This is a genomic window from Sphingomonas pituitosa NBRC 102491 (assembly GCF_001598435.1).
Taxonomy (GTDB): Bacteria; Pseudomonadota; Alphaproteobacteria; order Sphingomonadales; family Sphingomonadaceae; genus Sphingomonas; species Sphingomonas pituitosa.
In genome coordinates this window covers 112,693-137,432 of record NZ_BCYY01000006.1, presented here as the reverse complement: position 1 = coordinate 137,432, position 24,740 = coordinate 112,693, and the positions used below count along the sequence as shown (strand labels likewise).

The following is a 24,740-nucleotide window of genomic DNA, read 5'->3' as shown; positions in this document are numbered from 1 at the left end:
GATGAAAGCGGTTTTCCGCGCTGGAAGCCTGCCTGGTTCGATGCCGACGCCTGGTTGCCAGCAGGCGACGGCGGTACGCTTTACAGCCTAGACTCGGGACCTCCCCCGGGCGGGCCGAAGCGAAGGTCGACCCGCCGCTACGCGATCCGCGCCCCTCACGACCACCAGCCGGGGTTGGCGTGCGGCACGGCGATCTCCACCATGCCGAGGCGTACCAGCGGCACGAGCCCTTGGGTGATCATCCCGTACAGCGTGACGGGGAGCCGGATCGAGGCGCCGGCATCGCTCGGCTGCATCCCGCCGTGCCACCCGACGAGCGTCTCGACCAACTTCTGCTGGAAATCCGCGGCGGAAATCGCGCCGACGGACAGGGCGGGCGGGATCGACACGGTGTTCTGGGCAAGGAAAATCCAGTTGCCGCTCCGGATGGTCTCGTCTCGATCCCCCTGTGCCAGGGTGAACCAGTAGGCGCCGCCGACTTCGAACTGGATTTGCCGGACGGTCAGCCCGGCCAGCGACGTCTGGGCCAGGAACGGGGCGAGGAAGGCGTCGATCGCCGCGGACAGGTTCGGCGCATCCCCGCCGACCGCGAACGGCTGCGATGGCAGGTCTAGCAAGGGCAGGACCGGATCCTTGGCGGTCACCTCGGGCGTGCAATAGACGAAGGCGCGGTTGACGGCGGTTCCGGCGGGCATGCCCGGGGGAACCAGATTGGCGTTGCGGGTCACGCTTGCCTTGACGTGCGCGCTCTGGGCGGCGGTCGTCGGCAGGTCGGCGAAGGTGAAGGTAAGCGGCGCGCCCTGCGCGGGCTTGCCCTGGGGCAGGTAGGTCGCGGTACGCCCGCTTCCGGTCGGTGTCGTGAAGCCGGCGATTTGCGGCCAGGGCGGCAGCGCGATGCCGATGGGCATGCGCGCCACGACGAGGTTCGGCCATTGGCTGAAATCCACGGTATAGGCCCAGGTGGCGCGGTCGACCGGCGGCAACGGGTCCCCGTAGGATCCGCGCGCGGTAGGCGGGACCAGCGCCGGGTTGATCCAGCTGGCCCAGCGCAGCACGGCACCGGCGATCAGCGTATCGAGACGCTCCAGCGCCTTGCGCGCCACCTTCGCATCGCCGCCGGAGAAGGCCGCGGCCGGAACCGCCGCCAGATAGGGTTCGATTTGCGGATATTCGAAGCTGAAGCGCGCCAGCGCCTCGAACAGGTCCGCAGGATCGGGCCGCGGCGGATCGTCGCCGGCGACGGCTTCGGCCAAGCGTGCCGCCGCGCGCGCCGCCGGTGCCGCCGGGGAGTCGTTGAGCATCAGCGACAGCAACAGCGAATCCTGCGCGGCCTGCGGCGTCGCCACCGTGCAGCGGTACGACCAGGTCAGCGCATCGGCGAGCGTCGCCGGGGCCGCTGGCAGTACCGCGCCCTGTGCGCTGATCGCCGGCATCGGCGGAAAGACCCGCAGCGGCAACGGAATGGCGTTGCGGCCGAGTGGAATGCTGAGCGGCCGAGTAGCCGCCGGCCGCTGTGGCAGGAAATCCGGAACGATGAAACTCAGCCACGAAGACGGCTCATAGCCGAACAGCTTGCCGGCCGGATCGAAATCATGCTCGAGGAACGCCGCTTCGTAGGTAAGCGGCGTGTCCAGCCACGCGCGGGCGTCTGCCTGCCGGGAGGAAACCAGGTAGACGAGGTTCGACGTCCCGGTTTTCAGCACGATGCTGGCCGGCGACAGGCTGAACGGCTGTCCGCCGCTCGCGCCCTGGAGTCCGGGACCGGCGGGATGCCCGTAGAGGTTGGGCGGCGCCGACGGCTCGTCCACGCCGGCGAGCGCGATCTCCGTGGGGACGTCGACGATCGCGGAAAGGGCATAGGCGCTGCTGAGATTGTTCAGCAGTGCCTGGCGGAAGCGTTCGATGGCCCCGGCGTCCGACGGCGTCTGGCCGGGAACCAGCAGGACCGGCGCCAAGGTGGACGCGATCACGCCCGCGAGCGTCTGCTTGTGATCGGCGATCGAGGCATAGCGGTCCGGATCAAGCGTGGCGATCGCCGCGCCCATTTCCGGCGTGAACAACGCCTCCATCGCGGCGAGGAAGGCAAAGGCCCACGCGGTCATGTCGATGTCGACGAATGCGTTGTCCCGGTCCGGCAGCACGACGTCGCTGCCGTCGCCCGTCCAGTGCGCCGCATAGGAGCGGACCTGAACCGACCGGGAGATCAGCATCGTCGAAAGCGGCGGCGGCGCGAAGGTGACGGGCAGCTGGTCGGCGCCGGGTTTACCGGCGTTGGGCACGGTGATGCCGATCCCGGCGTTCGCCCCGACGCGGACGAACCAGAGCTCGGCGGATGCGGGCGCCGAGGCCGCGCCCGCCCGCCCGGTGAGCCCTTGCGCAAGCTTGAGCTGGGCGTTGCCGCCGTCGAATCCATACCACGCATTCTCGAATGCCTGGGCAAAGGCGGTGAGCTGCATGTCCGGACCCGAGGCGGGACCGGCAAAGGCCGTGGGGTCGAGGCTCGTCGCGGCGCCGAGCGTCGAGCTGACGCGCAGCACGCCCGGCAAGCTCGCGGCGATTTCGGGGACCACCGTCGCGGGATCGCGTGCGAAGACCAGCGAAACGGTGAGCGGCGTCAGGTCCGACGGCAGCGACGCCGGTGCCGACGGTGCGAGCGCGAAATCCAGGATCAGGGTCGCCGGCACGGGCGGCGGCGTGCCTCCGGCCGCTGCGTCCAGCCAGGCGATCACGCTGGAGACCCAGGCCGTGAGCGCGTCGTTCAGCGAAACGCCACCCTCGGCCTCGGTCAGCGGCTGCGTTGCGAACACGGTGCGCAGGCTGGCCCCGGCGCCGGCTTTGCCCGCCTGAAGGGGATCGGTGAGCTGGTCGAGCACGTTCCGATAGGCCGAGCAGGCGCTGCGCAAGACCGCCGGATCGGCGGAATCCTGCGCCCCCGTGCCGAGCCGCTTGGGATCGAAATCCACCGCGAGCGACAGCACGACCTTGTCGGTCGCACCCGCGGAGAAAGCGTAATAGCCGCGCGCGCCGGGCCATTGGTCCAGCCCCAGCAGCGGGTCGTTGTAGACGATCGGCGCCGCGACATCCTGCTCGGACGGCAGCTGGTTGCCGTACAGATCGAGCAGGGTGACGCCGAACGTGATGCTCGTCCCCACGCCGGCGTAGCGATTGTCGGCGCCCAGCAGCGCAGCCGACGCGATCGTGCTCGAGAAGTGCCAGTCGCTCCCGGCGTCCTTCTGGTTGGGCCCGACCGGCAGGCTCCAGCGGGAAGGCAGGGTCGCAGCGAAGGCGGCGGTGCCGGAGAGGGCGGTGACGCGATACTGGAGGAGACTGTACAGCGCCTCCGCATAGGCAGCCTTCTGCACAGGCGTGGACGTGCCGTCGATCGCGGGCTGGGCGGGCGGCTGCGGCCAGAGCACCTCGAAGCCCGCCAGCCCGGCGTCGTGATTGGGATTGGTCTGCGACCATGGTCCGTCCGCATCCGCCACCGTGATCGCGATCGCGCCGGCGTTGGCGCTCGGCGGCGGCGTCAGCACCATGGTGTTGCACCAGCCGGCGAGCGGGACCGGGCTTGCCGCCGGTACGGGCGACTGGACGACCACTGCGGCCGGCGCCTGGCCGCCGCTGAACGCGCTCGCCGCCACGCCGGGCAGATAGAGGTAGAAGCCGCCGCTATGGACGACCGATTCCTCCCATATGAGGGTGAGGAAGGCGGCGACGTCCGCGGGCGTTGCGCTGACGGGAGGCTGATCCGTCGCCAGCATGATGCGGCCATCGGCGCCGAGTGTCGGCGGCTCGTTCAACGTCGATAGATTGGCTTTGAACAGAACGATCTGGGCGGCCTTGGCCGGTGCCTGGTACGCAGCGCCGCCGCTGGCGAGAAGGAAGGACAGGGTGGCCTGGCCGGGGCTGGTGCGGACCAGCATCTCCAGCAGCGCGCGCGTGGCGTTGTCGGTGCCCGCCAGTTCGAAGACGGAGTCGAGCGGCTTGCTGGCGCCCGGCGGCGTCACCTGTCGTAGGGCGATGGGGACGAACAGCGCCGCCTGCGCGGGGAGGGGGGCGACGTCGGCGAACTTCGCCTCCACCGACCGGGCGGGTGCCGCCGTGACTTGCTGGACCGTCGCGGTCGCGCCGGTGCCGCCGGCGGCGGTGAACGCGGCCAGCCGCCGCGCGAGCTGGTCCCCGAAGGGCAGGATCGACGCGGCGCCGGTCGGCGTGGTCCAGGCGAGGGGCTGGCCCAGATAGAAGAGGCTGGTTTCCTCCCGGACGGGCGGCAGCGGCTGCAGTCCGCCGCCGGTGGTGAGCCAGGCGGGCACGACCGGCTGGGTGAGAACCAGATTGGGGTCGAGCACATCGGTGACCGATTGGACCTGCGGGTCGGGCCCGAAGGAGATCCAGGTGGCGCTCGCGCCGGTGGCGAGGCCGAGCGTGAAGCTGGTCTGCCAGACGCCTGCGACCTGGACGAGCGGGACCTGCTGGCCGGTCAGGGCATACATGCCCTCCAGCGTGCATCCGAACGGCTCGCTGCCGGGGGTCGGCAGGCGCACGCCGTGATAGGCGAACCGCGATGCCAGTCCCGCGACATTGGCGAAGCCGTTCGGGCCGAGCGCCTGCAGCGCCTGTTGCAGCGTGTCGGCCGGATTGTCCTTCGCGATGTCCTGCAGCTGCGCGACGATCTGCTTTGCGATCAGCACGATCATGTCGCTGCAGATGAGATCGGCCGCCGACGGCCCCGCCGCGGCGGCGGCAAGGTTGGCCGGCAGCGCCTTCAGCCGCGGCGACAGTTGCTGGAAATACGCGCGCAGGGCGGCCGGGTAGCCGGCGGGTACCGGCGGCGCGCCGAAGGGAATGTCGGTGCCGTTGTAGCGGAGCACCAGCGGGCTGAGCATCGGGAAGGCGACGAAATTGGCTTCGGCGCCGAGGGCCCCGGCGGCCGCGATGACGAAGGTGAAGTTGTCCTGGAGGAAGGCATCGACGGCGTCGTCGACGCTGCCCGACGCGAGCGCAGCCGCAACGGCGGCGAGCTGGTCGGCGAGTGCGCCCTGGCCGCCATAGTCGGCGACGAGCCAGCCGACGAGCGCGGTTGCGAAGCGGGAGAAATCGTCGAGTTCGGCCCCCGCGGGCTTGATGCTGATCATCAACGTCGCGATCGCCTGGGGCGCGGCGCCGTTCCCGGTGTTCACCAATGTCGGCTGGAGGACGAACCACAGCGGCACGACGATCCGGTCGTCGGCTGCGGCATGCCCCGTCAACAGCTGCACATCGATATGCTTGAAGGGGCGCGGCGCCGGCACCGCGGCATCGCGGGCGACGAGAAGGCGTGCGGGGACGGGATCCGGGCCGTCGATCGAGGCGGGCGGCCCGGAGCCGATGTGGAGCGGCGGCAGCACGTCGATATCGGCATCGAAGCTGAAGGAGACCTTGAAGAACAGGAAGCGGAATTCGACCGCGACGGAAAGCCTGAAGGCGAGCCGGATCAATGTCGCATGATTGGTTTCATAGGCGACCTGCAGCACCAGGGTCGCGGATGCGGAGAGGCCGGCCATGATGATCTTGAGGTCGATCTCGCCACCGAAATAGGCCTTGGCGCCCAGCTGCCCGGCGAACCATTTATAATCGACGCCGTCCTCGGTCATGTGGCCGCTGGTCGATGCCAGGAAGCCTTCGAAGGTAAGGAAGGCGATAACCCCCGCGTTGTAGCTCATCGGCCCGCGGGAACCCTCCTTGTTCACGCCGAACGAGAGGCCGAGCCCGAACCGCCAGATCAGCGCGAAATCGTTGCCCAGCGTCTGCGGCGCATCCGCCGATCGCAGCTTGGCGAGATACAGGCCCGCCGATGCCCGCAAGGGAATGCCCTCGACCTGAAACTGTACCGCGATCGGCTGCGGCCCGCCGCCCTCGGGGACGAATGGCCAGCCGATGTCGACGCGGAAATCGCTGTTCGTGTAGATGACCAGGCCGACCGTGGGCAGCTGCAGGTAATAGTCGTCGGTGCCGATATGGCCGGTGATCGTGAAGCTGGCGGACCATGCGCCCAGGCCATCCGATATCTTGCGGTAGGCGATTTCGAGAACGAAGCCGCTGAGGCTGGAAAGGATGCCCTTTTTCTCGGGCTCCGGTTCGGCGGCCCTGTTCCGCGCCGGAACGCCTGTGCTGCCGCCTCCGCCCTTTTCGCCATTGTCGTCGGACTTCTCGATCGCCAGGTAGCCGCCATAGACATAGGGGTCGCAGAAGACGAACTTGAACGTGACCGGCCCGAATTCGAGATCGACCGCCACCGTCACGCCGGCATCGGGATCATAGTTGATCGGGATGGCGGTGCTGCCCGATAGGATCGCGTCGAGCGAAGCCTTGGTCGAGAGCGGCACCTGCGCGAGATTTGCCACGATCTCGTCGACGATCGACGAAGCCTCCTGATCGTAGGTCACCTTGATGCCGGCGAGCACATAGACGGCCGGGGTGAATGCAAGCAGCGGCGTGGTGCTGGTCAGCGCGGTCGGTCGGGCCGGGCGCCGTGCCTCCTGCGCGTCCAGATCCGGCTTGCCCAGGAACCAGGAGAGCGAAACCGTGTCGTCATCGTCCGCTGCGACGCCGCTCGACGCGGCGCCGGGCTCGCCGAAGAAGGTCAGCGAGCGCTCGCCCATCGACTGGTCGTAGAGGCCGAAGACCCCCAGCATGAACTGCACGTCGTGCAGCACGAGCACATAGACATCGCTGCCGTTCAGCGTCGGCCGCAGGATCTCGACCGGGCCATAGGTGGAGGAAATGACGCCCTGCAGCTTGAAGTTGCCGCCGAGCATCGAGGGCGGGGGCGCCAGCAGCGCGCCCACCTTGTCCGGGGTCTGGTCGTTGCCGCCGGGTACCCAGCCCAGCAGCAGCTGGCCCTCGAGCGGCCCCGCATCCGAAAGTGCGCCGAGCGTGCCCATCACCAGTTCCGTCGCAAGGGCATAGACCGGCACCACCGCGTCGAGGCCGATCCCGGTCACCTGGGTGACATGCGCCGCGCCGGGCATCGCCGTCGCGAAGCCGGTCACCTTCAGCGGCAGCGTTGCCATCAGGCTCTGCGCACGGGGCGAGCCGATGTCCGAATCGAGCTGCATGATCGTCCCCGGCGGGGGAGTGATGATCGGCGGCGGCGTCTTGCCCTTTGCCGGGACCTGGCTGACCATGGTGAGCGCATAGCCGCTATAGCCAAGCCCGCCGCTCGCGTCGTCGTCGATGCCGTAGGAAAAGAGATCGGCATCGGCGCCCGATGAAAGCTTTCGAGGGTTGAAGCCGAATGCGCCGTCGAGCGTGAATCGCGCGGTGACGGTGACGGTGGCGTCTGTCCCTTCCGCGTCGTTGCCGCCGACGGCGACCGGCGCCAGTCCTGCCTGGGTGACCGATTGTCGGGCAAGGACGCGATACGCATTGCCCGTCTTCGGCATGGCGAAGAGGCGCGGCTCCTTGGTCACGAACACCACGCGGGTGACTCCGTCCGCCACCTGCAGCACGCCGTCGATCTCGATCGTGTTGGTTTCGGGAACGTCGTTTTCGCCCGCCGTCGCCAGCCGCGCGGGATTGCCGAGCACCGTGGCGAGGGACATGGCGATGCGCGAGTCGAAATGCTTGATCACGCTGTTGTCGAACAACGCATTCAGCCGCAGCGTCTGAAAGTCGAACGGCGTCGCGACCTCCGTGTCGAGCTCGGCGTTGTAGTGGACGAGGCCGAACAGCGCGCTGTTGTCGATGGCATCGGCGGGGGAGCCGGTGGCGGGCGCCGTGTTGGCCGTGATGCCGAAATGATGGCAGCGAAGCCCGTCGCCGTCGCGCATGCCGCACAGCAGCATCTGGATGTCGGCCGGTAGCGATCCTTGGTCGAGCTCGGGGTTCAGGGCGAGGGTGCCCGTCCACGCCGGATCGTCGACACGCGCCAGGAAGTCGGCGAAATAGTCGTAGGCCTCCGCCTTTTGCGCGGCCGCGCTCTCCGTTCGCGCCTGCTCGATATAGGCATGGACCTGCGACGAGATACGGGTGACCGCGGCGGCATCGCCGGTCAGAAACTCGACGCTGCCCCAGCCGGAAGGATCGGTGGCGAGGTCGGCGACCGAGCGCCCGGTCGCGAACTTGAAGAGCAGGACGCAATTGGTGCCGAGCGGATTGAGGGGATCGTCGCTGTCGTCGCCGTTCGCCACGGCGATCCGGATCGGGAATTCGCCGAGCTGGATCTGATTGTCGAAAGTGCCGAGCAGGTCGGGCCGGGCCACGAACAGCACCGCCGCCGGCTCCATCAGCGCCGTTGACAGATAGGGACTGACCACCAGGTAGGGATCGCTCCCGGCCGAGCAGCCGGAGGGCGACGTCGCTGCCCGGAACTGCAGCAGTTGCTGGGGCGTCTGGGGGCTGCGCGCGAGCAGCAGGCTTTTCCACGTGCCTGCGGGCTGCGGTCCGCCCAGGTCCCCGTCGTTGAGGCCGACGAGCATGCCCTGCGGGGTGCGCACATAGCCGCCTGCCAGCGCCTCGAGTTGTGCCATGTCGAAGAAGAGCGGGCCGAGGCACCGATCGGGCGCGAGCGAGGCGAAGCGGGCGCGCGACAAGATGGTGGCATCGAAGTCGACGATGTCGGCCGCGGACGTGCCTTCGTTCGGGTTCACGACCACATCGTCGCTGTGGAAGACGAGGCCATAGGGCGCGATCGGCAGCCGCTGGCCGGCATCGGGGCTGGAGAGGTCGGCGATGCGCGCGCCGACTGCCATCGGCAGCGGCAGGTCGGTGCCCGGCTGGGTGGCATAATAGACCGCGCCGGAGGCCTGGGCGCAGTAGCTCTGCTTGATGGCGTTCGGGAAGGTCTTGTCCGTGTTGGCGCCCGGGACCACGCCGGCCCAGCCGGTGAGATACGCATCGCCGAGCGGACCTGGTTCGCCGTCCTGCGCGGCCCTGGCCGATGGTTGCGGCGTGAAGTCCTGCGCGAAGGCCGCGTCGCTGCCGACGAAACGGATCGCGTCGCCGTCCGCCAGCAGCAGGAACTCGCTGCCGTACACGCCGCACATCAGTTCGATCGCGCCGTTCGCCAGCGGGGGATTGGCCGCGAGGTCGCCGGCGGCGGTCGCTTGGCCGAGGGTGTAGTCGCCTGCGGGGGTGAGGTACGCCGCCTTGCCGCCCGCGCCGTCGGGCCGGAGCCCAAGCCCGAAACCGGCGCCTGCCTGCGGCGTCAAGCTGAGCGGGGTCCCGGCGGTGGTGCGCAATGCCGTGCTTACCGGCAGCGCCGGACCGCCGCCGCCGTAGCCCGCGAGATCGAAGGCGAAGCGGGTCCGCGCGATGTCGGCAGGTGCCAGCGGATCGATCGTCACGCGCAGCGGCAACAGCGACGCCTGCGGTGGCGCCGGGTCGGGCACGGCGCCGAGAAGGAAGGGGAAGCGGAGCTGGCACGGCGATGTCTCGCCGCCGTAGAAGAAGCGGCATTCGGCAGAGGCGGGCGGTATCTCGCTGCCATCCCCCGGGGCAAAGAGCTGATAGAACAACCCCGCGTCCCCGCGCAGGGGCAGGCACAGCAGGCCGAGTTGCGTGCCCGCAAGGGGAAGCGCGAGTTCCTCGTCGTTCGGCATCTGCACCGAAGCGCCGGTGGCCGGTTGCTGGAGGACGATCGTCGTCCCTGCCGGCTGGCTGGGAACAAGCCTGAGGCCGGGCACCGGTCCATCCAGATCCGGCTGCACGGCGAGTTGCGCGGACAGCTGGACGGCAAGGTTGGCGAAGGGCAGGCTCGTCGGGGCCGCGACATTGCCGTTGCCGGCGCCGGCGGCCTTGTTGATCGTGACCATCGGCACGCCGGCCGCCACGGCCGCGGCATCGCCCGCTGCCAGCCAGAGGAGCCATTGCCGGTAGGGGATGCGCGTGTCGAGAAGCGCGTCGAGCGCGGCGACCAGACCCGCGGGATCCTCGATCACGGCGGCCGGCGGGAGAAACAGGAACGCGCCGCTCCAATCGGACCAGGCCTGGTCGGCGGTGAGCTTGTCCGGGGCATCCGCCGGTTTTCCGACCAGCGCATAGAGCAGCTGCGGCGCATCGGCTGCCGGCGCAGGATCGGTCCGGTACAGCGGCGTGCCCGGCACGAGCTGGGTGAATAGCAGCGAGGAGTCGGCCATCTCCGTCATCCCTGTTCTCCTGGATCTCCCGGTGGAGGCAGGGCCGAGAACTCGACCTCGCCCACCCCCGTCGCCTGTTCGAGCAGGCCGGACGCGATGGTCGCGCCAAAGGCATCCACCAGCGCGTAGCTTCCCCGCAGGACCATCAGCGCGAGGTCTTCCACCAGCGGATATTGCGCACCGTCGATCCTGACGTTGAAGGTGAAGAGCTCACCCATCCAGTTGACGATGATCTGGTTGGTTCCGTTGAAGAACGAACCGCGCTGGTCTGGATCGATCGTCCGAAGGATCGCCGTGCCCGCAGGCTGGAACTGCGTGCCGACCTGTCCGCTATTCCAGGCGTCTATCTCCGCCACGCGGCATCCGTTGACGCTCAACGCCAACGGCTCCGAGAAGAAGTTGAAGACGAGGACCTGGCCGGCCTTGCTCGCATCGGTACCCAGCGCCGACCTGCCGACGTCCGTGCTTTGCCACGGGCGTCGGCCGCGGAGCGTGATCAATCCTTCGCCGCAAGCTCATAGCCCAGCGCTTCGCGAAGCGTACCCGCCGCAAGGACGTCGCCCGAGCTGATAAACACGCCGAATTGGCTGACGAGCTGCCACTTGTTCCGTTCGATGAACAGAAGAATGTCCTCATTCATCGGAAATGCCGCGCCATTGATCGGAACCGAGGCGATGAAGAGGCCGTCAAGCCAATTGATCGAAAGTGCGTTGGTGCCGTTGAAGAAGTTGCCCGGACCATCGCTCGCATTGAGCTTGCGGGGTACGGGTTGCACGTTCGGCTGATATTTGTCGGTTCCGGACATCGTCCAGGCGGGGATGATGCTGCCCGCGACGGACAATCCGTTGGTCGCCAGGGTCAGGTCCTGGCTGAAGACGTTGAACACATAGACATTGCCGGCGGCGGTCTTGGGGTCGTTGAACATGACGTGCTCCTCTGTTTGAACAAGAATACTGACGGGCCTGCGGTTTCTTCACGTTCGCGACACCGGACCTTCGGCCGCCACGACGCCGTACGTGGTGGTCAGCCGCCAATGGTCTAATGCGATGAAAAGCAGCAGGCTCTGGTTGAGCGGAAAGCGATCGCCGTCGATCCACAGGGTGAAGCGGCCCAGGCCCTCCGGCCCGTCGAGCTCGATGGCGTTGTTCCCGTTGGCGAAGTTGCCGGGCCCCTGGGAGGCGTTGAGCACCCGCTGCGCCGGCTGGACGCTGGGGGTGTAGATCGGCACGGGGCCCGATCCGTCGCTCCAGCCGGGGATGCTCCCGACGGCGCCGCCATTGCTGGAAACGCACAGCTCCTCGCTGAAGATGTTGAAGACATAGACCGTGCCGGCGGTTGCCGCGGGCGTGTCGTGCGTGTCCGGCTCCCGGCACGCGTCCGTGCTCGGCGCATAGGCCGCCAGGAAAATGCCTGCCTGGCTGTAGAGGGCGATATCGGTCAGGCTGACGAAGGCGAGCAGATCCCCCTGGGCCGCCGGCGTCGCCACCGCATCGAACCGATTGCACGGGCCGCCCGAGGAATCGCTCGTCAGGATCTGGTTGCTGTCGATGAACGCGTTTCCCGCCGGCTGGCTGCCCCCGAGGAGTGCGCCCGACGTGGAGAACGGCACGAAGTTGATCGACGGATAGGTGTTGAGGATCTGGTAGGGCGCCGCACCGTCATTGTTCACGATGATGCGAACGCTCGTGCTATAGCGATCCCGTCCCACCATATTGAACATGTATACGCGCGACAAAGCCCCCTCTCCCCTCCGAAGCTGAAGTTACGTGCCCGAAAAAAGCATCTTAAATGGTTGTGTCTGATTCGTATAATAAGCGCGGAAATCGGCAATGGCCGTTATCGACCGTAGAAACTGCGAGTCGATATAATTCCCGCCCCGATACGTTATTTATGATCCAAGTGCTTGCGCCGCGCAACTGGAATCGCATAGTAATGATCATGCGGGCGAAGGCTGTCCTCGTCGTTGCGTCATTAATGGCCTAGCGCGCTCTTACTCTGTACCAAGGGGAAGCAAAATGACCGACTCGAGTGATGACAACGAATTTGAAATGGTATCCGGACGTCCGCCACTGCGGGTTGAGATCAGTGGTGTCGAGGATGAGGACCTGGCAAAACTTCTGCAAGATACCGCGCAGTTCATCCGCTCAAAGGCGCAGGGCCTGGTCAACGAGCAGGAAGAGGATGAGGATCTCGAAATCATCTTCAAGCGCGTCGATCTCGGGGACTTCGTCATCGTTTCCGTGCGCAGCTAGAACATCATGGTGACCAGGGCTCCGCAGGATGTGGAAATGTTGGCGTTGTCGGCTGCCATCTCCGTCATTCATGCGGAGCCCGCCGTGATCTTTCTGAGCGAACGACGTGCGCTGCGGGTCGAATGTGGTCCCTTCGGCGCCGCGCTGGTTCGGCGCATCGGGGAGTCGCCGCTGCTGTCGCACTGGCTGCCCGGTGTTCCGCAACGTCTTGGCGCGGCCATCGTGCGGAACTTGCGCGACTGTCAGTTCCTGATGATCGGGGATGATGGGGCGGAAGCAGAGACGCTCTCGCGGAACTGCGGCTGGCTGGCGCTGCACGGCCAGGACGTGGCGGCGGCACGCGCCCGGCTCGCCGGTGCGCGCGTCGCCATTCTCGGCGTCGGCGGCATCGGTTCCGAGATACTGCGCCATCTCGCAGGCGCCGGGGTCGGCAATTTCTTCCTGATCGACGGCGATCGGGTCGAGCCGAGCAACCTGAACCGCCAATATCTGTTTGGCCCCGCCGATTTCGGCCGCGCGAAGACCGAGGCCGCGGCCGGCGCCATCGCCGCCGCCTATCCGGCGGTCCGGATCGAGCGGGCGCCGCGGATGGTCACCGCACCCGCGGACCTGGCCTGCCTGGAAGGCTGGAACGCAGACCTGCTCGTTTGCGCCGCCGACACGCCGGTCGGGCGCATCGAAGCGATCGTCGCGGAGTTTGCCGGTGCCGCCGGCATGGCCTGGACGAGCGCCGCGGTGGGCCTGGAGCGCGGCTATTGGGGCCCGATCTACCCGGCATCCGGCTGCCCCTGCCATGGCTGCGCGGATGCTTCCGCCGCCGGAGAGCAGGACTGGGCGAGCACCTTACCCCAGGTGCATTCCCCCTATTCCTTCGGCCCCTCCAACGCCGTGGTGGCGGGATTGCTGGCACGGGACGTTCTCGTCTGGCTGGTCGAAGGCGGCGAGACGGATGGAATGGCGGGCCGCCGCGTGATCGACCTCATGACCATGACGATCACCGCGCCGGCGCCGGTGCGGTGCCGGGCCTGCGCCGCGTGAACGTGCTTGCGCCCGACGCCTTGCGGGAGGCGATCGCGGATCCGGAAGAGCCGTTCGTCTGCGAGATCGACGTGCTGGAACCCTGCGTGGATCCCGTCGATGTCTACGACTTCGTGGCGGACGGCATCTCGGGGCTGTTGCACGACACCCTGTTCCGGGCCGACGGGCTGGAGGGACTGGCGACGGGATGGCGGGCCGACGGGCTGGACTGGACGATCGATCTGGCCAGAGACCGCTATTTCGCGGACGGCACGGAAATCCGCGCCGACCATGTCGTCGATGCCATCCGAACCCTTGCGCGGCGCGGCGCGCGGCGCTGGCTCGCCGATGCGATCGAGGACGTCGCCGCCCCTAGCCCGTACCGTCTCGCGCTTCGTACCACGCGTCCGATCGGCTATGTGCGCGAACTGTTGACGGTCTCCGCCTTCGCTCCGCGCGCCCCGGATCCGACCATCGGTTCGGGTCCCTATCGCGTGGCGAAGGTCTTGCCCGGCCTGCGCGGCCTGCTGCTGCACCGGAACGGGCCGAGTCCACGCGCCGGCCGACCGGGTCCCGAGTGGCTGAGCCTGCTGCGCACCGACAGCCCCGAGCAGGGCATCCGGCTGTTCCTGCAGGGGCGGATCCAATTGAGCTGCGGGACGACCTTTCCGCATGGCAGCGCCGGTGATCCGGCGCTCGCTCCGGCGCTGCACGTCAGCAGTTCGACGCTCGGCGGGCAGTTGCTGCCCAACGCCGGGCGCGTCCCGGCATTCGCCGATCCTGCCGCGCGCCACGCGCTGTCGCTGGCGGTCGACCGAAATGCCCTCGCCGAGCAGCTCGCGCCGGTGGTCGCGCCCTGGCATGACCTCGCAAGCCTCTGGGACGGAGGGGACGTGGCGCCCGCGGCCCATCCCTCGGCCGCGCGCGCAGCCTGGGCCGGGGTCGTGCGGCCGCCGCGCCGGCTCGAGATCGTCTATGCCGATTTCCCGCCGAACGGCGCCTTGCTCGCCGAGGTCGCCCGGCAGATCGAGCGCGCGCTTCCACTGCGGGTGACGCTGCGCCGTCTCGATTATTCCGCCTATGTCGGCGCCCTTGCCGCAGGCGAATATGAGCTCGCCTACGCCATTCTGCCGCCGGCCTTCGCCGATCCCGCCGCAACCCTTCTGCCGTTCGCGACCGCGGGGGCGCTGCCGCATCTGCCGGCGGCGACGCCAGCATTTCTCACCGCCTTCGCCGCTGCCGAAGCGATCGTGGATCGGACGCTGCGTCGTTGCGCCATGACCAAGGCGGCGAAGCTGTTGATGCAGTCCATGCCGGTGATCCCGCTGTGCCGGACCCGCATCTGCCAGCTCGTCGCCCGGGACTGGATCGTCCCGATGCTGCCCGGCGGCTTGCCCGATTATGCATCGATCAGGAGGGGCCGTGGCTGACGTCTGCCTTATCTTCCCGCCGACGGTGAGCAGCGGGTTCGGACGCTATTACCCGGCCAGCGCGGTGCTTGCCGCCTGGCTCGCCGAGCATGGAGTCAGCGCGAGCCAGGTGGATCTGAACACGGCGCTGGCGCTGGATCTGATCACCCCTGCGTTCCTCGCGGAGGCCGGCGCCGGCGGCTTCTTCGCCGAGGGGCCGCGGATCGCGACGACGGCCATGCCGGCGGTCGCGGCGCGACTGCTCGCCAAGAATCGGGCGCGCCTGTTCGATTCGGCGGGACGCCATGATTTCGCCAACCCGGACGGGCCGGGCTTCCTGCTGCACGAGCTCGCCAAGCCCCTCAATATCGACTGCGCGATCGATGCGATCGCTGCCCGGCATGGGCCCGTCGCGTCGCAGCTCGCCTTCTATGAAGCCTTTTACGCGCGGGTCCCGGCGGTGGAATTCGCGGATCCCGAAGTCGTGTTGTTCGGGCTCACCATTGCCATGGGGCCGCAGCTCGCTCCGGCCCTCGCGCTGGCCGGCCATTTGCGGCGGCTTCGCCCGGACGTGCGGATCGTCTGCGGCGGACCGGTGCTCAGCCTGCTCGCCGAGCAGGACCTTGCCCTGTTGCTCGAGTCGTTCCCGGCCGTCGACGCGGTGGTCCGCTTCGATGGCGAGGACCCGCTGCTGGCGCTGGCGAGGCAGGCGCAGTCGGGCGACTGGCGGCCCGCCGAGGTTCCGAACGCGAGCGCGAGGGGGCGCGACGGCGCCGTCGTCCATGCGCCGCTCAAGGCCGGCCCGAGCCTTCGCCAGCTGCCCCCGGCTGCCTATGATCCCGCGCTGCTCCGCGACATGCAGGCGCCCGAACTCGGCATCGTGCAGTCACGGGGCTGCTATTGGGGGGAATGCACCTATTGCGACTTCGTGGAGCTCTACGGCGCGAGCCACGCCTTCCGCGCGCGCACGGCCGATGCGGTGGTCGATGAAATCGAGCAGCAGAAAAAGGCGACCGGCGCCGATCACTTCACCCTGATCACCGAGGCGATCGCACCCGGCTTTTCGCTCCGGTTCGCGAAGCTCCTCGTCGAGCGCGGCTTGGAGGTGCGCTGGAATTCCTTCGCGATGGTCGATCACCGTTTCACGCCGGACCATTTCGACTGGATGGCGCGGTCCGGCTGCGACCATCTCGTCATCGGCCTTGAGACGATGACCGATCGCGTCCTGCACCTGGTGCGCAAGGCAGCCACGCAGGCGAGCAACCTGGCGTTTCTGGAGGGCGCGGCGGCGGCCGGAATCAAGCTCTACGTCAATCTGATCCCGGACCTTCCGAGCACCACCCATGCGGAGGCGATGGCCGCGCTGGACGTTCTTCGCGGCGTGCAGCATTGCCTTGCCAACGTCACGGTATTCCCGTTCGAGGCGACCCGCTCCTCGGAGGTCGGCCGCGACCCGGGCGCGTTCGGGCTGACCCTGGGGGGCGGGGCGGCGACCACCGGCCAGGCCGAGTTCACCGCCAACCATCTCGGCGCATGCGACATGGCGATGACCGACACCGAGCGCCGTGCCGCCATCAGCGCCTATCGCGCATTCGCGGCGGAGGTGAACGCCGCGCGGGCAGGGGAGGCGGTGCGGCGGGCCCTGCCGGCGAGGACGCCGGAAAGACTGTTCCGCGTTGCCGAGGCGGACATCGACATCGCCGTGGCGGACGAGGGGGTACAGCTCTTCAACTGGCGCAAGCATCGCGGCTGGTCCGGCCCGCGCGGGATCCTGGCGCTGACGACGCGGCTCAACGGCGCTGCCTTCGACCAGCGTGCCTTTTTCGATCTGGCCGGCGGCGAGGAGGTCGGCACGGCGCTGTGGCAGGCCCTGGTGCGGATGGGGGTGCTCGAGCCGGCGGTGGCCCCGTGACCATCACCGCGTCCCGATCCTGGCTTGCCCCCGCCGCCGAGGCCGCAGCCGCGGACCTTGCCGCGTGGTATGCCGCGCGCCCGCGCAGCATCTTCACGCTCGCCAACGTCCTGCCGCAGGAGGAGGCGGCCCATTTGCGGGCAGCCCTGCACGCGCACCGATGCTGGACCCACAGCCGGCACATCGACGTGCCGGGCAACACGACCAGCGAAGCGACACCCGAGGCCTGGGCTGCCGCCACGCCGGGGGAGCGATTCAGCAGCCACTTCGTGCTGCGCCCGATCGGTGCATTGATTCCGCCCGAGGGAATCATGGCCGCGGCGCACCGCCGTGCCCTGATGCGCTTTGCGCGCGCGGCGCTCGTCGAACCGGAGTTGCGCGACTGGGCCTCGGCCATCGTCGGCATTCGGCTGGACGGGCGCGTCGGCTGCGAGCTTGCCCGCTATGGCGAGGGTGACTTCATCGCGCCGCACACCGATCATTATGACGGACGGAGCCTGGCCTTCGTACTGTATCTGGATGATTGCGACGCCCGATCGGGCGGGCTGCTGCATTTCTGCAACGAGGCGGGCATCGAGACGATCCACCCGCCGCGGTTCAACCATGCCGCGCTCATCCCGATCCATCCGGACTGCCGCCACTGGGTAAGCCCCTGGCAACGCGCCGAGCCCGGGCGCGAGACGATCAGCCTCGCCTTCCGGGCCGCATCCTGATGCCCGTTCCGGAATCTCTCGTCCGCGCGATCGGGCCGCTGGTGCGAACCTATGAACGCCCGTGCCTGCTCTATGATGCCGCGGCGATCCGCACCCGCGTGCGACGCCTGCGGCGGTTCGAGCCGCTGCATGGCTGCCGCTTTCTCTTCGCGGTGAAGGCCTGCGGGGCGCCATGGCTCCTCCAACTGATGTCCGAAGAGGGAGTCGGTTTCGATGTGGCGAACAAGGCGGAGCTGGGCGCCGTGCGTGCGGCCGCCGCCGCGGTGGGAACGACGCCCGCCTTTCTGTCGATAAGCGGCCCCGCGGGCGCGGAAATTCTTGGCGATGCGAATGTCGACGTCGTCTATCTCGACGGCGCTGGCCAACTCGACCTGGTGCCGGAAGGCGAGATGGTGCTCGGGCTGAGGATATCGTCGCAAGGGGAAGAGGCCGAGGCGGCGGCGCCGTGGCAGTCCCGTTTCGGCGTGCTGCCGGGCTCCCCCGGCTTCGCGCGCGTCACTTCCGATCCGCGGTTCGGCGCATTGCACTGCCATCGGCAGGGCAAGCGGACGCTGGAGGAAATCGTCGCGACCGGCCTGTCGCTCAGCCGGCTGGGCGAGGGGCGCCCGCTCCGCTATCTCAACCTTGGCGGCGGGCTCGGGCCGTACAAGGCCGACAGGATCGGGGCAGCCCTCGCCCTGCTGCGTACGCATCTCCCCGGCGAGACGACGATCCTGATCGAACCCGGCAGCCACTGGTTCATCGGTGCGGGGCACGCCCTGGGACGCATCCTCGCCGTCGAGCCGCTCGCGCCGGGCGTGCACCGTGTCACGCTCGACCTTTCGAGCGACTGTCACCTGCGCTGGAGCGACGTCGTGCCGTTGCACGCCAACGGCCTGCCGCCGGGGCGCGTGTTGCTCGTCGGACCTACCTGCCACGAGGGGGACATGCTGGGCGCGTTCGAAGTGCCCGAGGGCACGGCGCAACCCGACATGCTGCCGCCGGGGTTCGTTCTGCTGGGCAACGTGGACGGCTATTCGGCGGCCTGGAACCACGGCTTCAACGGTATTCCGGCGGCGAACGTGGTGATCCATGGAAACGCTTGAGGCCTGGTCGGCGCGCAAGCGCGACGAGACCAACCTGCTCCGCGACATGCTGGACCAGCCGCCGCCGCCGCCGCCCGCGCTGGGCGGGCTCGAGTCGCCGATCGAAGGCAAGTTCCACCTTGCCGCGCTGCTGCGGGCGCAGCATGCGCGGGGTGCCTGGGCGACCACGGAAAGCCACTGGCACGATGATGCGCTGGACTGTGCGCCCTTTGCCATCCGCTATTCCTATCAACGGTTCGACGAAATCGTCACCGGACCGCCGATTTACGACGCGGTGGCGCGCGGCGCGCCGCAACCCTTCACATGGACCAGCTATGCCGGCTCGGGCATGTCGGCCATCACCGCGGTGATGCTCAGCCTCTCGCGTGCCGCGGACGCTGCGAACATCCATATGGGCGACGGGGCCTATTTCGAAACCGCGATGCTGGTCCGCGCCTACTTTCCCCAGCTGCGACTGCTTTCCGACGGCGTCGCGATCGCGCCCGCGCCACCGCTGCCGAACGCCGCGAACATATTGCTGATCGATTCCTTCGCGCCGACCCGCTGGTTCGATCCGGCACCCGCGCGCAACCTGGGGCCGATCGATCTCGCCATCTTCGATACCACCTGCTTCGCCGCCAGCTCCGGCCGGATCGACCGCGTACTCGCCTGGGCCGATCGCGAAGGCGTGCCGCTCGTTCTCGTCCGCAGCCACCTGAAGCTGGACATGCTCGGGATCGAATATGGCCGCCTCGGCTCGGCCGTGTTCGTGCTGCCGCGCGGCGTGCGAAGAAGAACGGCCATCGAACTGTTCCAGCGCCTGGCGCTGGGGACGCGCGACGCTGTCCGCCTCACCGGCGCCGCCGCCGTCCCGATCGCGCTGCCGCCCTTTGTCGCGCATCCGAGCTACAGGGCTCTGACACGGCGCAAGCTTTCGCGGACCATGGCGAACATGCGGCACTTCGTCCGCGGGCTTCTCGACTCCGGGTTCCGGGCGGAGCTGCTGCAGCCCTACGCGCACGGGCTCTTCTGCACGCTCTTCCCCCCGGGGCTGGCGGATCGGGCGGATGCACGCCGGCTGGTCGAGCCACTGATCGCACGGCTGCGCGAGGCAGGCGTCCCCGTCCGACGTGCGGCCAGTTTCGGCTTCGATTTCGTCGCGATCGATGAATATAGCGACGTGTGGCACGACCGCGAGGGCCTGCGGATCGCGATGGCCGACCTTCCGACCGAAACCATCGACACGCTCCTGCAGCGCACCATGGCATGGGCGCGAGAACAGGATCTGGTGGGTCAGTCGGTTTCGGCGCCCGGATAGGTCATCATGACGATCTTGCTGCCCAGTTCGTTGAAACCGAGCCGGCGATAGATGCGGATCGCGTCCTCGTCCCTGTCGGCGCAGAGGGTAAAATGCTCGATCCCCGCGCTTCGATAGTCCTCGATCACCGTCTGCAGCAGGGCAGTGGCGATGCCCTGCCGGCGCATCGTCCGATCGGTCATCACGTCCTGCAGGCTGACGACGCCCTGGTGTACGAAGCTGCCCACCTTGGCCCGCATCTGCCCGGTCCCGGCGTCCGCGAAATAGTCCCATCGCATCGCGATGGCCCGCGCCACGAGCCGATCCTTGTCGAAAAGCTCGGTCTCGCCTTCGACGTACCAATCCTCCTCGTTGCTCTGCTCGTCGTCGAAGCGTCGCATCTCCTGCCAATCGGCCTCGGTCTCGATCCGGCGCAGGACGAGACCGGCGGGCGGCGGAGGCGCGGCTGCGGGTGCGTGCGCGAGATGCAGGAAGCTCTCATGCGAGCAGTGATAGTTATGGGCCTTGGCGGCAGCCGTCAGCGGCAAGAATTCGTCGCTGTCGTCGAAAAAGAAAGTCCGATGATCGTAGCGATCGACAGGAAAGTGGCGCGCATGTATCGCTTCCCATTCGGCGAGGGAGGGGCCCGCGCGCTCGATAGAAATGCCGTTCCCTGTATAATAGGTAGGAAATTGCGGCGCCCTGAAAACCGTGTAGCCGTTCTCGGCTTCGTATACGCAGATCGAACGATCAGGTATACTTTCTATGGCGATGACATCATTGAGGTTCATCGGATTGGACTACCGCTATAAAAGGCGTGACGCGATGTCCGCCGATACGTAAATATGGCGTTGTCTCCAACTCGATTCAAGGCGGTTGGCATGAACACTCTAGAAGAACGGAGCGAAGCCCAGGCAGCGGCGCTTCATTATGTCAGAATGGGCGGCGTCCGCGAACGCGTCGCGGCGGTGCTTGCCCGGACGCCCGGGGGGCTGGGCCGGGTGCTCGATATCGGCACCGGCGAAGGCCTGTTCGCGCTTGCCGTCGCCGCGACCGGTGCGGCCGAGACCGTATTCGGCATCGATCCGCATGAGGGCTGCATCGTCAATGCGCGGCGGATCGCCCGGCATCGCGAGCTCGAGGCGGTGTGCCGGTTCGAGGCCGTGACGCTCGACCGGGTCTCCGACGATTTCGACACGATCACGCTGTTCCTTGCGCTTCCGGACCTGCTGCGCGGGATCGATATCGATCCGCTCTTCGAGTCCGTTGCCGCGCGGCTGGCGCCCGCAGGGCGGCTCGTGATCGCCGGCGGCTTCCCCGAAAGCGCCGGCGATGCGACGGAAGCGCTGGGCTTCGCCCTGCACCGTGCGATCGGCTATGTCTTGCCGACGCGCGCCGACGTGCAGGCGGCACTGGGCCGGGCGGGGCTGGAAGTTACCGAGCACCGCTCCGACGATACCGGCGCGGAACCGATCGGCCCGCGCGAGATGGCCGAATTCCTGCTTCGTGAAAATAGCTATGCAATGGCGAGGGGGGCAGCTGCCGCGGACGTCTCGGGGATCTGGGACGATCTGGGACCCGCGGTGATGCAGGCGCACGGCCGCGCGCGGATGGACGCTCGCATCGACACGCTGGTCGCGATGCGTATGTGACGGTCGCCGTCGGCAGCAGGCGAGAAACGGGAATGTCGCGGCAACGATCGTGTCGCCGGATTCGTCTCAGCGGCACATTGCGTGGGGTCCTATCGTTCAACGACAGGTCCGTGGCAGGGGAGCTCGGATTCGAACCGAGGGCCTTCGGTTTTGGAGACCGACGCTCTAACCAGCTGAGCTACACCCCTGTGCGGTCCGCCCCTTTATCGGTCGATTCCGCTTCGGGCAAGAGCCAAGATGCGGGTGCGGGCGAATTGGGCGCCCAAAAAGAAAGCGCCGCCACGGTGTTCCGTGGCGGCGCCTCCTCTGCAACGGCGAGGATGTTTTTTGTTTCAGGCGTTCGCGTAGGTGACGCGCGTGCGGCGCGTGCGGCGCATGGCGGCACCGGCCAGGCCGAAGCCGCCGATCATCATGCCCCAGGCGGCCGGCTCGGGCACGCCCGAGGGCACGAACACGCCCTGGCCGCCGTACGAACCGTTACCGCGCGAGAAGCCGTTGATGGTGATCTCGTTGACCACACCGGCCTTGATCGGCACCGCGTTCGCGAAAACGAACTCGTTGAGGCCGCCACCGAAGAAGCCGGTGAGCTGCACGCCGTTGAACAGCACCGAGGTCAGATCGAGGTCGGTCTTGCCCTGGAAGGTCACGGCGCTGGTGATGATCGAACCGCTCGCCAGGCCGTCCTGCGGCAGGGTGAACTGGTAGATATGGCTGAAGTTGCCCGCGGTGATGCCGGACTGGCCGAAGCTGGCCGAGATCGAACCATCGGCGCTGAGCGCGAGGTTCATGTCGGACGGGCCGAAATAGGTTTGCGCCTGGGCAGGCGCGACAGCGATGAGCGCGGCAGCGCCAACAGCCGCCGTCATAAGCGTACGATACATTCGGGGTGTCTCCCTTAACGGCAAGTGAACCATTGCAGTGCAGGCGAGACCCTTGGCAGGTTCCAAAGTTCCGAATGAAAAAAAGGGCTTATGTCCCAATCCGGGAACAGTTCACCGCAAGTCACGCGCGGACGCGGGTCGTTTCGTTACCGTCCCGTGACGCGATCATCCGCGCTTCCTGCACCGGCAGCGGCCGGCCGAAGTAGAAACCCTGCGCCCGCGTGCAGCCGAGTGCCTGGACCATCTCGTGTTCCTGCTCGGTCTCGACGCCTTCGGCGGTGGTGGCCATGCCCAGGCTTTCGGCGAGGGCGACGACGGCGCGGATGATCGCGATCGCCTCGCGGGTGCCGCGCGCGGCGTTCTGCACGAAACTGCGGTCGATCTTGATCGCGTTGAACCGGGTATGGGCGAGATAGCCGAGCGACGAATAGCCGGTGCCGAAATCGTCGAGGCTGAGCCGGACGCCGAGGTCGAGGATCTGTTCCAGCACGCTCACCGCGCCGGTGCCCTCGCGCAGGAACACGCTCTCGGTCACTTCCAGCTCGAGCCGGTCGGGGTCGAGGCCGGAGGCGGCGAGCGCCTGGGCGACCAGCGTGGCGAAGCTGGGGTTGTGGAGCTGTTCGGAACTGACGTTGATCGCCACGCGGGCCGGCACCTCCCAGCTGGCGGCTTCGTGGCAGGCGGTACGCAGCACCCACTCGCCGATCGGGCCGATCAGCCGGGCTTCCTCGGCCAGCGGGATGAACTTCGACGGCGGGATCGCGCCGAGCTCGGGATGCGTCCAGCGCAGCAGCGCCTCGAAGCCGAGCAGCCCGCCGGTGCGCGCATTGACCACCGGCTGGTAGGCAAGCTGCATCTGGCCCTTTTCGACCGCGGCGCGCAGCGCGATTTCCAGCACCCGGCGCTCCTCGGCGGCGACGTGGAGCTGCGGCTCATAGGCGTGGAACACCCCGCCGCCCTTGTCCTTCGAGCGATAGAGCGCGAGATCGGCCGAGCGCACCAGCGTCTCGGCGGTGCGGCCGTCGCGCGGCGCCAGCGCCAGGCCGACCGAGGCACCGATATAGAGGGTGTGCTGGTCCAGCTCATAGGGGCGCGAGATCGTGTCGATGATCGACTGCGCCAGCGCCTCCACCCGTGCCGTGTCGCGCGCGTCGCGGACCACGACCGCGAACTCGTCGCCGCCCAGGCGACCGATCATCTCGGTCTCGCTCACCAGCCCGCGCAGCCGCCGCGCAACGCGCTGGAGCAGGCGATCGCCGACCGGGTGGCCGAGCGTGTCGTTCACCGCCTTGAACCGATCGAGGTCGATCATCATGAAGGCGCAGCGCGCGCTCCATTTGTCGGCCTCGGCCATGGCGGTGGCGAGCGCCTCGTTGATGTGCAGGCGGTTGGGCAGGCCGGTCAGCGTGTCGAACCGGGCCATGCGATGGATCTGCTCGGTCGCGCGTCGCTGCTCGGTGACGTCCGAGCTGACGCCGCGGAAGCCGGCAAAGGCGCCCCGCTCGTCGAATTTGGGGCTGGCGGACATCTGCCACCAGCGCCGCTCGCCTTCGATCTCGATGGGGATCGACAGGTCGGCAAACGGCTCGCGGCGCTTCAGCTTGTCTGCGAGCTCGTGGAGTTCCTGCGTGAAGCTGCCGGTCTGCCAGGCGGGGCCGGCGAGGAGCTGGAGCAACGGCATGCCGACCAGCGTGCCGGGCTCCAGGCCGAGCGAGGCGGCGAGGCGCGGGCTGGCGCGGACGAGGCGACGCTGCGCGTCCACCTCCCACAGCCAGTCCGAGCCGGCATCCTCGAACTCGCGCAGGAGCAGGCTGACGGTCTGGTCGCGCTCGGCGAGCGCCATCTGGTTGGCGCGCAGCAGCACCAGCGCACGGGCGCGCCCGTAGCTGCCGAAGCAGAGCAGCACGACGAGGAAGGTTGCGGCGGCGGCGAGGAAGGGCGCGCCGACCAGCAGCAGCGTGACGATGCAGGTGGTGCCGAGCAGGGCGATGAACGACAGGCTGGCCAGCGGCAGCACGCCCATCGTCATCGCCGAGGCGATCAGCACGACCGTGGTCGCCGCCCACAGATCGAGGCTCGCGCGGGCGGTGGCGACGGCGCCGAAGGCGAGCGGCAGGATCGCCCAGGCGAGCCCCATCGCGATTCCTTCGGAGGCGGTGCGGCGGACATCGGCGAGGGTGGCCGTCAGCACGTTCTCGTTGCGCCAGTTCAGGCGTCGCAGCGTCGTCCAGATGGTGGTGCCGAGCGCCAGCGTCATCCAGCAGAAGAGCAGGGCGTGCGGCGCCAGCGGCGCGAGCGCGAGGGCGGCGAGCGCGGCCGCGCCGACATTCGCCGAGAAGAACAGCAGCGCCGATCGCCGCCCGGCCTGCAGCTGCGCGGCGCGCATGCGTGGCCAGTCGATCGTGTCGGTGGGATCGCTCATGCC

At 68.2% G+C, this 24,740-nt stretch carries 15 protein-coding genes and 1 tRNA gene; 8 read left to right on the top strand and 8 right to left on the bottom strand.

Annotated elements, in window-relative coordinates; genetic code table 11:
- Positions 1 to 155: 155 nt before the first annotated feature.
- From SPI01S_RS07655 to SPI01S_RS07640, 4 genes are read right to left on the bottom strand one after another with little or no spacing between them, the layout of a single operon-like run.
- Positions 156 to 10,127, bottom strand: a complete 9,972-nt coding sequence (locus SPI01S_RS07655) for a hypothetical protein (RefSeq protein ID WP_066720608.1) — start codon at positions 10,125 to 10,127, stop codon at positions 156 to 158.
- On the bottom strand, positions 10,124 to 10,618 hold the full coding sequence (locus SPI01S_RS07650; RefSeq protein ID WP_066720605.1) for a hypothetical protein: 495 nt from the start codon (positions 10,616 to 10,618) through the stop codon (positions 10,124 to 10,126). The genes SPI01S_RS07655 and SPI01S_RS07650 overlap by 4 nt, the downstream gene beginning before the upstream one ends.
- Complete coding sequence (locus SPI01S_RS07645; RefSeq protein WP_066720602.1) at positions 10,615 to 11,043, bottom strand: hypothetical protein; 429 nt, start codon at positions 11,041 to 11,043, stop codon at positions 10,615 to 10,617. Before SPI01S_RS07645 ends, SPI01S_RS07650 begins: the two co-directional genes overlap by 4 nt.
- A 48-nt stretch (positions 11,044 to 11,091) precedes the next feature.
- Complete coding sequence (locus tag SPI01S_RS07640) at positions 11,092 to 11,853, bottom strand: hypothetical protein (protein ID WP_157084597.1); 762 nt, start codon at positions 11,851 to 11,853, stop codon at positions 11,092 to 11,094.
- A 280-nt stretch (positions 11,854 to 12,133) separates the two neighbouring features.
- Here SPI01S_RS07640 and SPI01S_RS07635 point away from each other — a divergent pair, with 280 nt between their 5' ends.
- From SPI01S_RS07635 to SPI01S_RS07605, 7 genes are read left to right on the top strand one after another with little or no spacing between them, the layout of a single operon-like run.
- Entirely contained in the window at positions 12,134 to 12,370 is a 237-nt protein-coding gene (locus tag SPI01S_RS07635) for a hypothetical protein (protein WP_066720594.1), read from the top strand.
- A 6-nt stretch (positions 12,371 to 12,376) separates the two neighbouring features.
- Complete coding sequence (locus SPI01S_RS07630) at positions 12,377 to 13,408, top strand: ThiF family adenylyltransferase (RefSeq protein WP_084253318.1); 1,032 nt, start codon at positions 12,377 to 12,379, stop codon at positions 13,406 to 13,408.
- A complete protein-coding gene (locus SPI01S_RS07625; RefSeq protein ID WP_218017582.1) occupies positions 13,405 to 14,817 on the top strand; it encodes an ABC transporter substrate-binding protein in 1,413 nt (470 codons plus the stop codon). Before SPI01S_RS07630 ends, SPI01S_RS07625 begins: the two co-directional genes overlap by 4 nt.
- Complete coding sequence (locus SPI01S_RS07620; protein ID WP_066720585.1) at positions 14,810 to 16,708, top strand: B12-binding domain-containing radical SAM protein; 1,899 nt, start codon at positions 14,810 to 14,812, stop codon at positions 16,706 to 16,708. The genes SPI01S_RS07625 and SPI01S_RS07620 overlap by 8 nt, the downstream gene beginning before the upstream one ends.
- Entirely contained in the window at positions 16,705 to 17,421 is a 717-nt protein-coding gene (locus tag SPI01S_RS07615; protein ID WP_066720582.1) for a 2OG-Fe(II) oxygenase, read from the top strand. The genes SPI01S_RS07620 and SPI01S_RS07615 overlap by 4 nt, the downstream gene beginning before the upstream one ends.
- Complete coding sequence (locus SPI01S_RS07610; RefSeq protein WP_066720577.1) at positions 17,421 to 18,506, top strand: type III PLP-dependent enzyme domain-containing protein; 1,086 nt, start codon at positions 17,421 to 17,423, stop codon at positions 18,504 to 18,506. Before SPI01S_RS07615 ends, SPI01S_RS07610 begins: the two co-directional genes overlap by 1 nt.
- Positions 18,493 to 19,803 (top strand): hypothetical protein, encoded by a 1,311-nt coding sequence (locus SPI01S_RS07605; protein ID WP_066720574.1) that lies wholly within the window; start codon positions 18,493 to 18,495, stop codon positions 19,801 to 19,803. The genes SPI01S_RS07610 and SPI01S_RS07605 overlap by 14 nt, the downstream gene beginning before the upstream one ends.
- Here SPI01S_RS07605 and SPI01S_RS07600 read toward each other — a convergent pair.
- Positions 19,779 to 20,573, bottom strand: a complete 795-nt coding sequence (locus SPI01S_RS07600) for a GNAT family N-acetyltransferase (RefSeq protein ID WP_066720572.1) — start codon at positions 20,571 to 20,573, stop codon at positions 19,779 to 19,781. The genes SPI01S_RS07605 and SPI01S_RS07600 overlap by 25 nt on opposite strands.
- Positions 20,574 to 20,663: 90 nt before the next feature.
- On the opposite strand from SPI01S_RS07600, the gene SPI01S_RS07595 reads away from it, so the two are divergent.
- Complete coding sequence (locus SPI01S_RS07595; protein WP_169804476.1) at positions 20,664 to 21,434, top strand: class I SAM-dependent methyltransferase; 771 nt, start codon at positions 20,664 to 20,666, stop codon at positions 21,432 to 21,434.
- A 111-nt stretch (positions 21,435 to 21,545) separates the two neighbouring features.
- On the opposite strand, the gene SPI01S_RS07590 is transcribed toward SPI01S_RS07595, so the two are convergent.
- From SPI01S_RS07590 to SPI01S_RS07580, 3 genes are all read right to left on the bottom strand, one after another.
- A tRNA-Trp gene (locus tag SPI01S_RS07590) sits at positions 21,546 to 21,622 on the bottom strand.
- A gap of 144 nt (positions 21,623 to 21,766) precedes the next feature.
- Positions 21,767 to 22,315, bottom strand: a complete 549-nt coding sequence (locus tag SPI01S_RS07585; protein ID WP_066720566.1) for an FxDxF family PEP-CTERM protein — start codon at positions 22,313 to 22,315, stop codon at positions 21,767 to 21,769.
- A 121-nt stretch (positions 22,316 to 22,436) separates the two neighbouring features.
- Positions 22,437 to 24,737, bottom strand: a complete 2,301-nt coding sequence (locus tag SPI01S_RS07580) for a putative bifunctional diguanylate cyclase/phosphodiesterase (protein ID WP_157084596.1) — start codon at positions 24,735 to 24,737, stop codon at positions 22,437 to 22,439.
- Positions 24,738 to 24,740 lie beyond the last annotated feature (3 nt).

What these genes read in the sequence shown, in the direction of transcription:
- SPI01S_RS07655 (WP_066720608.1), bottom strand. Translation starts at nt 10,127, where the DNA reads ATGACGGAGATGGCCGACTCCTCGCTGCTATTCACCCAGCTCGTGCCG.
- SPI01S_RS07645 (WP_066720602.1), bottom strand. Translation starts at nt 11,043, where the DNA reads ATGTTCAACGACCCCAAGACCGCCGCCGGCAATGTCTATGTGTTCAAC.
- SPI01S_RS07635 (WP_066720594.1), top strand. Translation starts at nt 12,134, where the DNA reads ATGACCGACTCGAGTGATGACAACGAATTTGAAATGGTATCCGGACGT.
- SPI01S_RS07630 (WP_084253318.1), top strand. Translation starts at nt 12,377, where the DNA reads ATGGTGACCAGGGCTCCGCAGGATGTGGAAATGTTGGCGTTGTCGGCT.
- SPI01S_RS07610 (WP_066720577.1), top strand. Translation starts at nt 17,421, where the DNA reads ATGCCCGTTCCGGAATCTCTCGTCCGCGCGATCGGGCCGCTGGTGCGA.
- SPI01S_RS07605 (WP_066720574.1), top strand. Translation starts at nt 18,493, where the DNA reads ATGGAAACGCTTGAGGCCTGGTCGGCGCGCAAGCGCGACGAGACCAAC.
- SPI01S_RS07600 (WP_066720572.1), bottom strand. Translation starts at nt 20,573, where the DNA reads ATGAACCTCAATGATGTCATCGCCATAGAAAGTATACCTGATCGTTCG.
- SPI01S_RS07595 (WP_169804476.1), top strand. Translation starts at nt 20,664, where the DNA reads ATGAACACTCTAGAAGAACGGAGCGAAGCCCAGGCAGCGGCGCTTCAT.
- SPI01S_RS07585 (WP_066720566.1), bottom strand. Translation starts at nt 22,315, where the DNA reads ATGTATCGTACGCTTATGACGGCGGCTGTTGGCGCTGCCGCGCTCATC.
- SPI01S_RS07580 (WP_157084596.1), bottom strand. Translation starts at nt 24,737, where the DNA reads ATGAGCGATCCCACCGACACGATCGACTGGCCACGCATGCGCGCCGCG.